We start from the raw sequence: 14,220 nt of genomic DNA on the forward strand, positions 1-14,220 counted from the left end.
GATGAAGCATGACGAGCACACCACGGTAACCCTCCAGGCGGTCGTCGCGATTGGCCTGACGATCGTCTTGTGGTCGGGAGCATTCCCGGGCATCCGGGCCGCGCTGCGTTCATTCTCTCCGTCCGAATTGGCGTTCTTGCGCTTCGCAATCGCCTCACTGGCGCTCGGAGTCTATTGGCTGTTTGCGCGACCCGCACTTCCACGACGACGTGATTGGCCCCGTTTGTTCCTCGCGGGGGTCTCGGGCATTACGGCATATAATCTTCTGCTGAACTCCGGTGAGTTGACGACAAGCGCCGGCGCAGCGAGCTTCATCGTGAACTTGACGCCGATGTTCGCCCTGATCATCGGATTTTTGAGCACAGGCGAACGCGTAACGCCGTGGGTGCTGGTCGGCACGTTGGTCAGCTTCGCCGGCGCAGCAACGATCGCGTTCGGCAGCACACCGGACATGCGCTTCGATATCGGCGCGCTCTTTGTTGCCGCCGCAGCTTTCTGCTTTGCGTTGAGCTTTGTTTTTCAGCGTCCTTTACTGGCACATGTCGGGCCGATCGGCGTGGCGACGGCCATGATATGGGTTGCGACCGCAACTTTGGTCCCGTTCGCGCCCGGCGCTCTTTCGACACTTCAAAATGCTTCGGGCGAAGCCATCGTCGCGGTCGTGTTTCTCGGTGTTGGACCCTCGATGCTTGCCTATGTGGCCTGGTCGCACGCGCTCGCGGTATATCCGGTCAGCAGAGCGACCAGCTTTCTCTACCTCGTGCCGCCCATGACGCTGGCCTTTTCGTTCGTCTGGATCGGTGAAATCCCCTCAGGCCTGACCATCATCGGTGGAATCCTGACACTGACCGGGGTCGTGGTGGTCAACACGATCGGCCAGCTTACGACGCGCGGCCGCGTCATCCAGCCTCGAAACTGAACCTGGAAACTGATTTGGTCTTGTCCCCGAATATTCGTGGCAGCCTGTTGATGGCCACTGCCATGGCGAGCTTCACGATGAATGACGCGATCACCAAGTCCGCGTCGGCCGAGATGAACTTCGGCCAGGTGATGCTGGTGCGTGGCGTGTTCGCGATTGTGCTGATTGCAGCGCTTGCGCTGCATCAGCGCGCGATGCGGCCGCTGCGCACGCTGATGATGAAGCCAGTCGCGCTGCGGATAGCTGGCGAAGTCGGCGCGACGATACTGTTCCTGGCGGCGATCGTGAACTTGCCTCTGGCCAATACCACGGCGGTCCTTCAGGTACTGCCGCTGGCCATTACGCTGGGGGCGGCGTTGATGTTCGGTGAGCCCGTCGGCTGGCGGCGCTGGCTGGCCGTCACGGCCGGCTTCACCGGCGTTCTCATCATCGTTCGGCCGGGAGTCGAAGGCTTCAACCAGCTTTCGCTGTTCGCGCTGCTTTCGGTGATCTTCTGCGCCGTCCGCGATCTCGCGACCAAACGGATACCGGCGCAAATTCCATCGCTGTTCATTACCCTGCTGACGGCTGTCGCGGTGACGGTCGCCGGAGCCGCGATACTTGGTCCGCTCGGCGGCTGGACGCCGTTATCCGGCCGCGCACTCGGTCTGCTGGCGCTCGCGGCGGTTCTTCTCCTGATCGGTTATCAATGCATCATCATGGCGCTGCGAACAGGCGCCATCTCGGCGGTGGCGCCGTTTCGCTATTCCGCGCTGCTGTGGGCGATGCTGCTCGGCTACCTGGTGTTCGGCGACGTGCCCGACGCCCTGATGGCGACAGGCGCTACGATCATTGTTCTCTCGGGCCTCTACGCCTTTGACCGCGAGCGCAAGCGTGACCGGCCCGTCGCGGCACGCGCATCCGGCCTACCGCCCGACGGGCTGTGATCGTTCATCCGGAATGGAACAAGCTCTAGAATGACCACAGCTTCACCCAGCGTCCGAGAAACTGGTACGCGACGGCAGCGGACCATCCAACGTCGTTGGTATTGTAGATCACCTGGCCGCTGAAATAGTCGTTGTTCACCTCGACACCCGGCCTTGGTGGACTGTCGAAGAATGGCCATGCCGAGATCGCGGTGGCCGACAGGCCCGCAAGCAACACCGCGACGCCGATCGTCATCTCTGCACCAGGAGACCAATTCAAATCGTTCGCCGAAAACTCCCGATTGGCTGTAATTTTTGTGAAGCTGTCGGGGTTGTAGAAACTCTTGCTGCTGAGAGCAGCCCTCCCGAGGTTTCGAACCCCCTGATTCAGGCGCGGACCGATGGCGAACCCAAAGCCGAGGTCGGCCAGCAGGAAGATGAACTTGTCTGAGGTATCGAAGTTGTTGAAAAGATAGACCGTCCCGCGCGCGCCCAGGCCCAGGGCCGCATTGGCGCCGCCAATGGCGTACGCGCCCCAGTTTTTTGACGGTGTGTTCACGGACATGCGTTGTCTCCCGCTGAGGTCTCACCAAAACGGAACCTTCGTCGTCGGAGTTTTGGCTTCCAGTTGAATGTCCAGCCCAACGCTTGGTCGCAGCCATCGCAGAGCTCGTTCAAACGGCGGAGATGGAATGCGTTGCGGTCCGCAACTGCGATGCTTTCATTCCACGCGCATCGCTTGTCTTTGCCGGCTTCTCGTCTGCTTCGTTGGGCGTCGACACAAGTGGGTGCAGCAATCATTTGAGAGATGGCATCGTCACACGATGCAGCGCATACATTTGTCGTAGCGCGAATGCTCGTTTCTTAATGATTGAGGCAGTATCGTGTCACCTGAACGCAAGCCAAGGTGAGGACGCTTTGCATGACGACGCACGATTTGCTGACGGCGCTGTTCTCGTGGTGGCCGTTTGTCATGCTGATAGGCGCTTACCTTCTGGCGACACGCTTCCTCCGCCCGCGCTCAACAACAGAGATCGTCGAGCTGTACAAACAGCAGATCGCGGAAACGCGGCGTACGAACGATGTGCTGGAGAGGATCGCGGCAACTCTTGAGAAGCGTTCGCTGGAAAATTCTGCGTCTTGACCCGGATGGCATTCTGCGAAGCGCGTGAACGCGAAGCAGGATGGTGCCCCTGGCCGGCAATCGCTTAGTACCATAACCATTTGAATTTGAAGTCACTTTTATCGTCGATTGCTGCCGATACCAGCACAAATACCAGCAGGATGACGCGCGGTATCGACGACAAAAATAAGACAGCAGGCTTCCCGTAGCGGGCACGCCTATGCCGTTCCGGACTCCACAATCGCTCTGATCGGAATCGAACACGGCTCTCACCCGAAATCCCGGAGAGATCTACCGCGAGGTTAAGGGTAGGCTCTTGTCATGCGTGCCCCATCCATTGTCCTCCGCGATGCCGAGTGAGAGACCTAATTCGTACTGGACGACCTCGGGGCGACTCGATTGCCGCTCGGTGCGGGACCGACGCCGAAAGCGCTGATCGCGCGACGCCGATTTTCGTACCGCGGGCAGCAACGTGCCGTAGTCGGCGTTCTCGCCAGTGCTGTATGTTTCGAACCGAGGAAGAAGAAAGTCGGTCGGCGGGGCCATGAACGAAAGAATGGGGAAAAGGAAACGTAGGCGTCTCGCCGCCAAGGGATTGCTTCCTTGTAAGAAGCCGCCACGCTACTTCCACGGCGGCAACTTCGGCCTACTGATAGGCGAGTATATTTTGCCGCCGTCGGTGACCGGCGTACCGCAAAATGGCGATGTTTCGCCAGATATCCGTCGGAACGATCGCATCTACATGGTGAAGCTATTTGACCAAGCTGCAATTTGGGCAGCTCACCACGAATATCCGCGCATTTATGAAGTTGAAGTCGAGTGCGTGGTCGAAGATGATCCTGACGCGCCAGGGACCGCTTTCCAGTGTGAGAAGGCACGCATCGTCAACGTCCACAAGATTCCGCCGGAAATGCTTTTGGCCGCGAGGAAAAGGCTGCTTCTGTGATCGGACAGCTTGCTACGATCCTTACGAGAAATCCGCTCGGGTGATCGCCGATTGGTAGTTCGACTGCGCAAGTGCCTCTTCGAAGGGACCATCGAGAGCAACGCGCATTGAGGAAATCATAGCTCTCGGTCGTGACGAGCCTAACGGAGACGCGCGCTTGCGGCCCCAGCCGTCAACCATTCGAAAAACTTCGTCTCGAGCTCTTGCTTAGCCACCCACGCCAGTCGTCGGCCAGGCGCCCGTTCGCAGCGTGAATCCAGCCGACGGCGTTTTGACCGTTCGCGAGCAAGCGACTTGCTCCTCCAACGAGAGTAACGGTATATAGGTAGGGAATTCGCAAGACTGTTTACCGCTAGTTGTGCGGCATGCAAAGGTCAGTCAGGGAGCTGAACGAGCGTTGGAACGCCCGGTTGATAGATGGCATGGGTCGGCGGCGGGGAAAATCGACAAAGGGTGGCGAGGCCGCATTGCTTATCGTCGGGGCGATGATCGCTGCTGCCGTTGCGATCTACCACTTTGTCGTCGAGAACGCCGCTGTGATCGGAGCAGCCGCCATCGTCTGCGGTGGCCTCTATCTTCTGCTGCGCGCTCTCTTTCGGGCAACCCGGCGCGAGGCGCCGCCGAGACCGCCTACACGCGAGCCAACCTTCAAGAATGACATTCGCCCTTCGCTAGCCAGAGGCACTCCCTCTTGGCAGGGCAGTGCGCCGGCCCGATGGGTGCACGCCAACGAGCGGGTGACCTTTGGAAAGGTGGAGATCACGGGCGGCCTTTTCTACCTTGGTGATTGCCTCGCCGTGCCCGGCGGTGTGACCGCGCAATACGCGATCAATCCCAATCTGTCCGCTCGAGCCCAGCGCGCGGATATTGATGGAAGCTCGATGCCATATTGGCCTTCCTACGCGGAGATGGATCCGGCCGCCCGTCGGGCATTCCTTGAGTGGATGCTCGGAGGTAGGCGGGATCCTGCTTACGGCATTGGGCTCATCTTCATCTTTTTCTATGGGCTCGAGCATCGTATGTTCGTCGAGCGGGGCGATGACGCTGCGTCACTGATCGGCGAGGTCAAGAGGCTGCTCGCGATCTACGGTACGAACGGGTCGTTTCACCACTACGCCAACCACTTTCTCAATATTGCTAATGTTCAATTGGCAGCGCCTATCCATTTGCCTGCACTGTCCGCGGAGCGTGCCGCGAACTCCGAAATGGACCTCGCGACGCGGCTGCATCTCGGTCAAAGACTGTTGGAGGCACCCATCTTATCGTCGGCGGATGACGCTCTGCGGTGGGTTCTGGCCATGCCGGACACTCATCTCAGAACGCCAGCGGTGCGATGCTTTGACGAGTTTGTCACTCTGTGGACGAAGCGCTTTGCTCAGCGATATCCGAGCGGTCTTTCCATACGGACGAACAAGCGGATCTCGCTACAATATCGCGCTGCCAGTGGCGCATTCACCGTCGATGTTCACGGACCACACGAACAGTATCTTGACGTGTCCGGTCTTACGAAGCAACTCGATGCCTTGCGAACCCTGGTCGAGGACTGCACAGCCGAGCTCGATGGATTCAGCCGCTTCGTCGGGCGCAAACCAAACCTCCGCAATTCCGTCGTGGCTGCGGGACTGTTACCCCCCGATATTTGGCACCAGTCGGGTTCAGCGGCGATCGATGACTTTCGTCGACAAGTCGAGACGGCACTGGGAGCCCAGGGGCGCGCGAGCACCACGGCTCAGATGATCTTCGAGATGGCGGGCTTTGATGTCGCCAGCAGCGGAAAGATCCCCACAGCTGCTGCTGAAGAGTTAGGACGAGCGTTGGATGTGATCGACGTGGCGCTCGAACCGGACCCTAGATACGGCAGCAGTGTTCCTCGGGCCGACGAACAGGTCTTTATTTTCAGGGCCGCGAATGGTGGCCCGGTCGATCCCTCTCGGCCAGCGTTTCGAGCGGCAAGAACCCAGGTCGAAGTCGCGGTGCTGGCAGCCGGCTCCGATGGAGACGCTTGCTATGAAGAGCTCCAGCGTACCATCAGCCGAATTCGGGCCACACCGGACTTGTCCGGCGTGGAGCAGGCGCGTCTGATCGCGTTTGCCGTCACGACGTTTAACAGTCCTCCCAAGCAGGCGCGCGTCTTTCGCAAGCTGCAGGAGGTCGGGGAGGCCGAACGTCGGGCAATCGCGGACGCAGCTGTCGCGGTTGTGGGCGGCGGTGCGAGTATCGACATCGGCGAAGTCAAATTCCTAGAACGGCTGCACAAATCCCTCGGCCTTCCAAGCGAGGCCGTCTATCAGAGCCTTCATCGGGCGGCCGCCGAGCGGGTTGATGAGCCAGTCTCGATCAGCGAGGAGGCGCGCGCCGCAGGCATCCCGATCCCGAAGGATCCCGCCAAGCCGGCGGAACAGATAGGCGGCGCTGGTATCAAGATCGATGCCGCCAAGCTTGCCCGCACACGTCGAGAGACCGAAGCTGTCGCAGGGCTCCTGTCCGATATTTTCAGCGAGGATGTGGCAGAACCATCGCCTCCCAAGCCTGATGCCAAGATTGCCTGGGGAGGATTGGACAGACCGTATGCTGAGCTCGTTCAGCTGCTCGAACAGCGCGGATCGATGCCACGGTCCGAGTTCGATCGCCATGCGAGAGACATCGGATTGCTTCCGGATGGGGCTATCGAGCGAATCAACGACTGGTCTTTTGATCGTTTCGATGATGCATTGATTGAAGATGGCGACGACGTGGTGCTAGCGCCGCACCTCCGTGGACGCCTCTCGGAGATGAAAGACAGGGCTGCATGAACAAGAAGCCGATTAAGCCCAGAGAGCGGGACACGATCATACAGGCTCTGTCCGCTGGTGTCGTTCCACGTCTCGGTCTGCCCCACATCCAAGTCGGCCGCGCGGGCGAAATCGGTGCACTGGTGCGCGACATCGATCGGATCGCGGATGGGGGAGCCGCCGTCCGCTTCGTGATCGGTGACTACGGCGCCGGCAAGACGTTCTTCGCCGGCGTCGTGCGCCTCATCGCATTAGAGAAGCGCTGCGTGACGATGCATGCCGACCTGTCGCCCAATCGGCGCATTCATGCAAGCGCCGGTCAGGCGCGCGCGCTCTATGCGGAAGCTGTGAACAACATGGCGACCCGCAATAAGCCTGAAGGTGGTGCGCTGCAAAGTATCGCCGAGCGTCTGGTGATGGATGCGGTGAAGGAAGCTGGCGAGAAGGGCGTCGCAGTTGAAGGCCTTATCGACCAGAAGCTCGAGGCGATTACCCAATTCTCAGGTGGCTACGATTTCGCTACGGTATTGAAGGCCTATTGGCGAGGAAGCGAAGAGGCCAACGACGCCCTGAAAGAATGCGCTATTCGTTGGCTCCGCGCGGAGTATTCAACCAAAACGGATGCCAAAAAGGACCTCGGTGTCAGAAGCATCATCGATGACGAAAATGTCTATGAATCGCTGAAATGTCTCGGCTGCCTGGTGCGGATTGCAGGTTATAGTGGCCTTTTGGTCATGTTTGACGAGATGGCTCATATCTACAAGCTTCAGAATTCCCAGTCCCGCAAGCAGAACTATGAACAGCTTCTCGACATAGTGAACGACTCGCTCCAAGGCATGACCTCAGGAATAGGCTTCATCATGTGCGGTACGCCCGACTTCCTGCTGGACACGCGCCGAGGTGTGTTTAGCTATGAGGCCCTGCAGTCCAGGTTGGCGGAAAACAGCTTTGCGAGCGGCGGGCTTGTTGATTTTTCTGGTCCAGTGATCCGGCTGCAGAGCCTGACGCCAGAAGATCTCTTCGTTCTCCTCACCAACATCAGGTTGGTCTTCGCAAGCGGAGATCCCACGAAATTCCTGGTGCCGGACGAAGCGTTGACCGCGTTCATGGAGTATTGCAACCGCAAGATCGGTGAGTCCTATTTTCGGACGCCTCGTTCGACCGTGAAAGCATTCGTGCAGATGCTCGCTGTCCTTGAACAGAACCTCGGCGTCAAGTGGCAGGAGTTGCTTGATCGCATACCGATTGCCCCGGATGCTCCGGACGATACGGCATCGAGCGAAGAGAGTGGAGACGGCGATGAGCTCACCAGCCTCCGACTCAACTCTTGAGGGGGCCTACCACAAACTGCACGGGGCCATCCGCCGATGGATTCACGATCAGGGATGGGATGAGCTGCGCGAGATTCAGGCGCGCACAATCTTTGCCGTTCTCGACGATGACCGCGACGTTCTAATTGCTGCAACAACCGCTGCGGGGAAGACAGAAGCGGCCTTTCTGCCGATCCTGACCGCGATCGCTGACAGGAAAGAGTTTGGATTCTCGGTCCTGTATATCAGTCCGCTGAAGGCCCTAATCAACGATCAGTTCAAACGTCTCGAGGGACTCTGCGAGAACATGGAGATCCCTGTCGTCAAATGGCACGGCGATGCTCCTCAGGGAGACAAGAAGCGGGCCCTTTCCAAGCCGCAAGGGGTCGCGCTCATCACGCCGGAATCGATCGAGGCGATGCTCGCCCGGCGTCCGGCCGATGCAAAACGTCTGCTGTCGTCGGCTGACTTCATCGTCATCGACGAGGTCCATTCGTTCCTTCAGGGACCGCGCGGCCTCCATCTCGCAAGCCTGCTGCGCCGCATCGATGCCATGTCCCAGCGGCCGGCGCGGCGCGTCGGCCTGTCCGCAACCATCGGCGATTTGTTTCAGGCGGCAGCATGGCTCCGTCCAACCTCGCCGGAGACTGTCCGGATATTAGAAGCGAAGTCTGATTCTCCCGAACTCAAGCTGCAGATCCGTGGCTATGTCGAGCCACCCGAGCTTGATGATCCCGATCACGCCGAAGGAGGAACGGACGTCGAAGAAATGCCGCGCAGGATCGCACTCGACGATATCGCGGACCATTTGTTCAAGACCCTGCGAACTTCCAACAACCTCGTCTTCGGAGGTTCACGGCGTACCGTCGAGTCCACTGCCGATCGCCTGCGCAGGAGGTCGGACAAGGCAGATGTGCCGAACGAGTTCTTTCCCCATCACGGCAGTCTTTCCAAGACCCTTCGGGAAGAGCTGGAGGATCGACTTAAGGATGGAAAATTGCCGACGACCGCGATCTGTACCTCGACCCTAGAGTTGGGTGTCGATATCGGATCGGTCAAATCGGTTGCTCAAATTGGGGCACCTCGCTCGCTTTCGTCGCTGAAGCAGAGGCTCGGTAGAACGGGCCGGCGGAAAGGCGTACCGTCGGTCCTTCGTGTCTATGTGCGTGAGCCGAACATTGATCAACGTTCCGGCGTGATCGACCGGCTCAGGCCGAATACCATCCGCTCGGTCGCCGTCATTCGGCTGCTGCTGCAAAAATTCGTCGAGCCGGCCGGCCAGGTGCCGGAGGTCGCTTCAACCTTGATCCACCAGATCCTCTCTGTCATCGCTGAACGGGGTGGGATCAGGGCGCGGCCACTCTACGATCTCTTGTGCGGGGCGGGGCCTTTCGCCGCCATCTCGACCGGAGAATTTGCAGATCTCCTTCGTCATCTCGCTTCCGACACGATCCGCTTCATTGAGCAATCGGGTGATGGCCTGATCATGCTCGCAGAGAAGGGCGAGCAGACGGTTCAATCCCGAAGTTTCTTTGCTGTGTTCGAGTCAGCAGAAGAGTGGCGCTTGACAATCGAGGGCAAGACCCTCGGTACGCTGCCAATATCTTTCCCGGTCCATAAAGACGGTCTTGTGGTGTTTGCGGGCCGCAGATGGATCATCAACGATGTCGACGAAAGGACCAACACCCTCTTCGTGGCCCCGCATCCGGGAGGCGTCGTACCCCGGTTTGAACGTGCCGACGGCGAGCGCCTGCATGACCGGCTGGCTGCCGAGATGCGTAATGTCTATCTGTCCACTGACGAGCCACCATATCTCGACGATAAGGCGCGGGAGCTCTTGGCTGAGGGGCGAGAAACGTTCCGTGAGCTTGACCTCGAAAAGCGAAGGGTCGTCGAAGAAGAGCGTGATCTGCACCTGTTTCTCTGGCGGGGCTCCCAAGCAACCGCTGTGTTTGGAGCCGCGGCGGCCATGGCGGGACTGCCGGGGCAAGTGCATGACCTCGGTCTGACGCTTGCCAAGACAAACGCAACTGAGGCTTTGCCGAAGTTGCGAGGGCTAGGTCAACTTGATCGCGCCAGTGCGATTGACGTCTCTGCCTTTGTCGAGAACATCGCCGCCGGTAAATTCCGGGAACAGGTGCCGGCGACGCTGGCGCGATCTCTGTGGGCTAGACAAAACGGCGCGGAAATAGACAATATACCGGAGATTGCAAGCGAGCTGTGATGCAGCGTCAGCATTTGGCGGGGGAAATGCAGAAGATCGGCGCCAAAATCAACCTTAGTGCGGGCGACCTCGTCGGGCACCTGAATTGCCATTATCTGACCAATCTCGACCTCAAGGTCGCTAACGGCGAGTTGGCCAAGCCAAAGATCTGGGACCCCGTCCTCGAAGCACTGGCCGCGCGTGGCGCTGAGCATGAGCAGGGCTATATCGATCATTTGAAATCGGGAGGGCTCGCGGTCACGCAGATCGGCGGGATCGGTGTCGACGGTACGGCAGTGGCAGCCACGCGTGAGGCGATGGCGCGGGGCGATGCGGTCATCGCTCAAGGAGCACTCCAGGTCGGCCTCTGGAACGGGCGGGCTGACATTTTGCTTCGCGTGGAGAAACCAAGTCAGTTAGGTGCGTGGTCTTATGAGGTTACCGATACGAAGCTGGCCCGGGAGACCAAGGGCAATACGGTCCTTCAGATCAGCCTCTATTCCGACATGCTGTCGAACATACAGGGCGTAGCGCCTGTTGCAGCCCATGTCGTGACACCTGGGACGAACTTCGAACCGGAAGCGTACCGGATCGCCGACTATGCAGCCTACTATCGCCATGTGAGAGGCAGTTTGGAGCGAGCGATCGCGGGACCGGCCGGCACTAGCGTCGGCCCCTATCCCGAGCCGATCGATCATTGCGACGTTTGCAGGTGGCGTCGGCATTGCGAAGAAAAGAGGCGAGCGGATGACCACATGTCCCTCGTCGCTGGTATCAGCAAGTCCCAGATCGGTGAATTAGAGAGGCGCGGCGTCGGCACGATGGCGGCGCTCGCAGCCGTGCCCATCCCTCTGCCATGGCGACCCGATCGCGGGGCCGCGAGCAGCTACGAGAGGGTTCGCGAACAGGCAAGGATTCAGGTCGAGGGTCGGACCGCAGACGCGATGCTGCACGAGGTCCTGCCGCTCGAGCCGGGTTTTGGGCTATTTCGTTTACCCGAACCGTCAGCGGGTGACATCTTTTTCGATTTCGAGGGAGATCCGTTTGTCGGTGATGGTGGGCTCGAGTTCCTGTTCGGCTACCTCTACGCCGATGACGGCGGGGTCTGGCAATATACCGGCGACTGGGCGTCCACGCGCCATGAGGAGAGGGCTGCGTTCGAGCGGTTCATTGATTTCGTCGTCGAACGGCAGAAAACCCATCCGAACCTTCACATCTATCACTTCGCTCCCTACGAGCCTGCTGCGCTGAAGCGGTTGATGGGACGGTATGCGACGCGAGAGAATGACGTCGACAACCTTCTCCGTGGAGAGGTATTCGTTGATCTCTATGCAGTGGTTCGCCACGCGATCCGCGCTAGCGTGGAAAGCTACTCCATCAAGAAGCTCGAGCCGCTCTACGGATTCAATCGATCAGTCGCTCTGGAGGAGGTCGGGGCCGTGATGGCGAGAACCCAGGCGCGGCTGGAGATGGCCGACCCCGAGGGCATTCCGGAGGACGATAAGGCGGCTGTCAAAGGCTATAACAATGACGATTGCGCCTCCACGGAGGCGCTGCGGCGTTGGCTTGAGGCCCTTCGAGCCGACCAGATCGCAAACGGGGCGACAATCGCCCGGCCTACCGCGGTGGTAGTTGAACTGAGCGAGGAGCTGACCGCCTGGCAGCAGAAGGTGGCAGCACTTTCGGCTCGCCTCCTTGAGGGCGTGCCTGACGACGCCAACGAACGCACGGACGAGCAGGAGGGGCGATGGCTTCTTGCTTCCATGCTGGATTGGCACGGCCGCGAGAAGAAGGCCGTCTGGTGGGAATACTTCAGGCTGCGCGACTTGTCTGCCGACGATCTCCTCCATGAGCGTAGCGGCCTCGCCGACATGGTCTTTCTGGAAGAGGTGCCCGGGAAGGGAAAGGTGCCCACCCATCGCTACCGGTTTGCCCCACAGGATACCGATATCCGCACCGGGGATGACCTCCACACCATCGGGGGTGACAAGTTCGGCAAAGTCACAGCCGTATCACTTGAGGCCCGAACGATCGACATCAAGAAGCGCAAGGATACCGCAGACGTTCATGCGCCAGCGGTCTTTGCTCATAGCTCTGTCGATACTCAGGTACTGGCAGACGCCGTGATGCGGCTTGGCGAGCATGTGGCCGAGCACGGCATCGAGGCGGATGGCGACTATCGGGCGGCCCGCGACTTGGTCTTGGCCGTAGCGCCACGTCTGCAGGGACTGCCACTGCAGCAGGAAGGTGAAGCCAGTCTTGCCACCGCTATTCGTGTGGCGCTGACGCTCGATCGGAGCGTGTTCCCGCTGCAAGGCCCGCCTGGCGCTGGAAAGACCTTTACAGGCGCCAGGATGATCTGCGGCCTGGCGCAAGAGGGAAAGACGATCGGGATTACTGCAAACAGTCACAAGGTCATTCGCAATCTGCTGGACGAGGTGATCAAAGCCGCGGGTGAGGAGCGGCAAGCCATCCGTTGCGTGCAGAAGGTTTCTGATGATGAGGACGATCTGCCCAGCCTGACCTTCACCAAGGACAACGGTGAATTTCTCGATGCGCTGGGCGGGTCTGCTAGCGTGGGCGGGGCAACTGCCTGGTTCTGGGCGAGGCCAGACGCTTCGCAATGCGTCGACGTGCTTTTCATCGACGAAGCTGCCCAGATGTCCCTGGCAAATGTGCTCGCGGTGTCGCAATCGGCCAAAAGCGTCGTGCTTCTCGGCGATCCACGCCAGCTCGAGCAACCCATTCAGGGAAGCCATCCAGATGGCGCCGATGCCTCGGCGCTGGACCATATCCTTGGACCGCATGCCACGATTCCTGCCGATCGCGGCCTGTTTCTCCCGGAAACCTGGCGGCTGCATCCGACAATCTGCGCCTTCAATTCGGAGCTCTTCTACGAGAGCAGGCTGTTTTCGCGGCCTGGTCTTGAGAAGCAGCAGGTCAAGTCAACAGGAAAGCTTAGGGGAGCAGGCCTTCGCTACCTCCCGATCGAGCATTCCGGCAACCAAAGTTCGTCGCAGGAAGAAGCCGATGCCGTTCGTGACCTCGTGACTAACATCCTAGGAAGTGCCACGACTTGGGTGAACCGGGACGACGTCGAGGCTGTCATCAAACTGAACGACATTCTGATCATCGCGCCCTACAACGCCCAAGTCTTTGAATTGCAAGAGCGCATCCCGGGTGGGCGTGTGGGAACGGTCGACAAGTTTCAGGGGCAGGAGGCTCCGATCGTTATCTATTCCGTCACAACCTCGAGCCACCTCGATGCCCCGCGCGGCATGGAATTCCTCTACAGCGCCAATCGCCTGAACGTGGCGACATCACGTGCGAAGTGCATCTGCGTGATGGTTGCTTCGCCACGTATCTTTGAAGCGGAGTGCCGGACCCCAAGGCAGATGCAGCTCGCCAATGCCTTTTGCCGCTATTTGGAGATGGCGACGCCAGTCTGATGTCGTTCACCAGATGTCTGTCGGCGAAACTCGGACGTGGCAGTGGTTATCGGAACTGATCCTGAACTGTCATCACAAGCAATGCGTCTGCCAGATGCTCCCGATGTTAAAGGGCCGTGAGAAGGTGCAATGCGTTTTTGCGTTTCTTGGGCGATCATCCGCTTCGTTGGCAACGACAACATGCAGCGCTTTGTGAAGAGCCGACGCTGCCCAGAAGAGCGGCGTCGCTCAATGGGCTTTTATGCGCTTATTCAACTCGGCAGCGCGGGCCCAATCCAAAAATGCCCTTGGGCAAGCGTTCCTACTGTTGGGCAAGCCGAACGTGGCGCGCATCGATCCGCTGGAAACCGATCGCCCGATCGCCATGGACGATGTCGACCGGTCGCTTCGCGAACTTCCGGAGATGGCCAGGAGCTTGGCGGAGGGATCAGGCCAGCACATCAATGGCATCTTCTTCAACGAACCCGTCCAAGCCTTCGTGTCTCGCCCCAAGCGATAAATTACCGCAGGTTAGTAACCGCTGGCATGGGCGCCAAATCCTTCCACGGCACAATGTTGGCACAAAAGGAGTCGGTTTTATTGGTGGCCTCAAGC

10 protein-coding genes are annotated in these 14,220 nt (G+C 59.5%); 9 read left to right on the forward strand and 1 reads right to left on the reverse strand.

Features of this window, described 5'->3' with window-relative positions:
- Position 1 precedes the first annotated feature (1 nt).
- Positions 2–919: a DMT family transporter gene (locus tag RS897_RS15565; RefSeq protein ID WP_315837412.1), complete on the forward strand. Its 918-nt coding sequence runs from the start codon at positions 2–4 to the stop codon at positions 917–919.
- Between the two features lie 14 nt (positions 920–933).
- Positions 934–1,845 (forward strand): DMT family transporter, encoded by a 912-nt coding sequence (locus RS897_RS15570; protein ID WP_315837413.1) that lies wholly within the window; start codon positions 934–936, stop codon positions 1,843–1,845.
- Positions 1,846–1,870: 25 nt separating this feature from the next.
- On the opposite strand, the gene RS897_RS15575 is transcribed toward RS897_RS15570, so the two are convergent.
- Entirely contained in the window at positions 1,871–2,389 is a 519-nt protein-coding gene (locus tag RS897_RS15575; RefSeq protein ID WP_315837414.1) for a hypothetical protein, read from the reverse strand.
- Positions 2,390–2,746: 357 nt separating this feature from the next.
- Here RS897_RS15575 and RS897_RS15580 point away from each other — a divergent pair, with 357 nt between their 5' ends.
- The 7 genes from RS897_RS15580 to RS897_RS15610 all read left to right on the forward strand — a co-directional run bounded on the left by RS897_RS15580 (position 2,747) and on the right by RS897_RS15610 (position 14,125).
- Positions 2,747–2,968 (forward strand): hypothetical protein, encoded by a 222-nt coding sequence (locus RS897_RS15580; RefSeq protein WP_315837415.1) that lies wholly within the window; start codon positions 2,747–2,749, stop codon positions 2,966–2,968.
- Positions 2,969–3,491: 523 nt separating this feature from the next.
- Positions 3,492–3,893, forward strand: coding sequence for a hypothetical protein (locus RS897_RS15585; protein ID WP_315837416.1), 402 nt, complete (start codon positions 3,492–3,494; stop codon positions 3,891–3,893).
- A 422-nt stretch (positions 3,894–4,315) separates the two neighbouring features.
- On the forward strand, positions 4,316–6,685 hold the full coding sequence (locus RS897_RS15590) for a tellurite resistance TerB family protein (protein ID WP_315837417.1): 2,370 nt from the start codon (positions 4,316–4,318) through the stop codon (positions 6,683–6,685).
- Complete coding sequence (locus RS897_RS15595) at positions 6,682–7,995, forward strand: ATP-binding protein (protein ID WP_315837418.1); 1,314 nt, start codon at positions 6,682–6,684, stop codon at positions 7,993–7,995. Before RS897_RS15590 ends, RS897_RS15595 begins: the two co-directional genes overlap by 4 nt.
- Entirely contained in the window at positions 7,964–10,198 is a 2,235-nt protein-coding gene (locus RS897_RS15600) for a DEAD/DEAH box helicase (protein WP_315837419.1), read from the forward strand. The genes RS897_RS15595 and RS897_RS15600 overlap by 32 nt, the downstream gene beginning before the upstream one ends.
- Complete coding sequence (locus tag RS897_RS15605) at positions 10,198–13,626, forward strand: TM0106 family RecB-like putative nuclease (protein ID WP_315837420.1); 3,429 nt, start codon at positions 10,198–10,200, stop codon at positions 13,624–13,626. The genes RS897_RS15600 and RS897_RS15605 overlap by 1 nt, the downstream gene beginning before the upstream one ends.
- Positions 13,627–13,933: 307 nt before the next feature.
- Positions 13,934–14,125, forward strand: coding sequence for a hypothetical protein (locus RS897_RS15610; RefSeq protein ID WP_315837421.1), 192 nt, complete (start codon positions 13,934–13,936; stop codon positions 14,123–14,125).
- Positions 14,126–14,220 lie beyond the last annotated feature (95 nt).

It is taken from the genome of Bradyrhizobium prioriisuperbiae (assembly GCF_032397745.1).
GTDB lineage: Bacteria > Pseudomonadota > Alphaproteobacteria > Rhizobiales > Xanthobacteraceae > Bradyrhizobium_A > Bradyrhizobium_A prioriisuperbiae.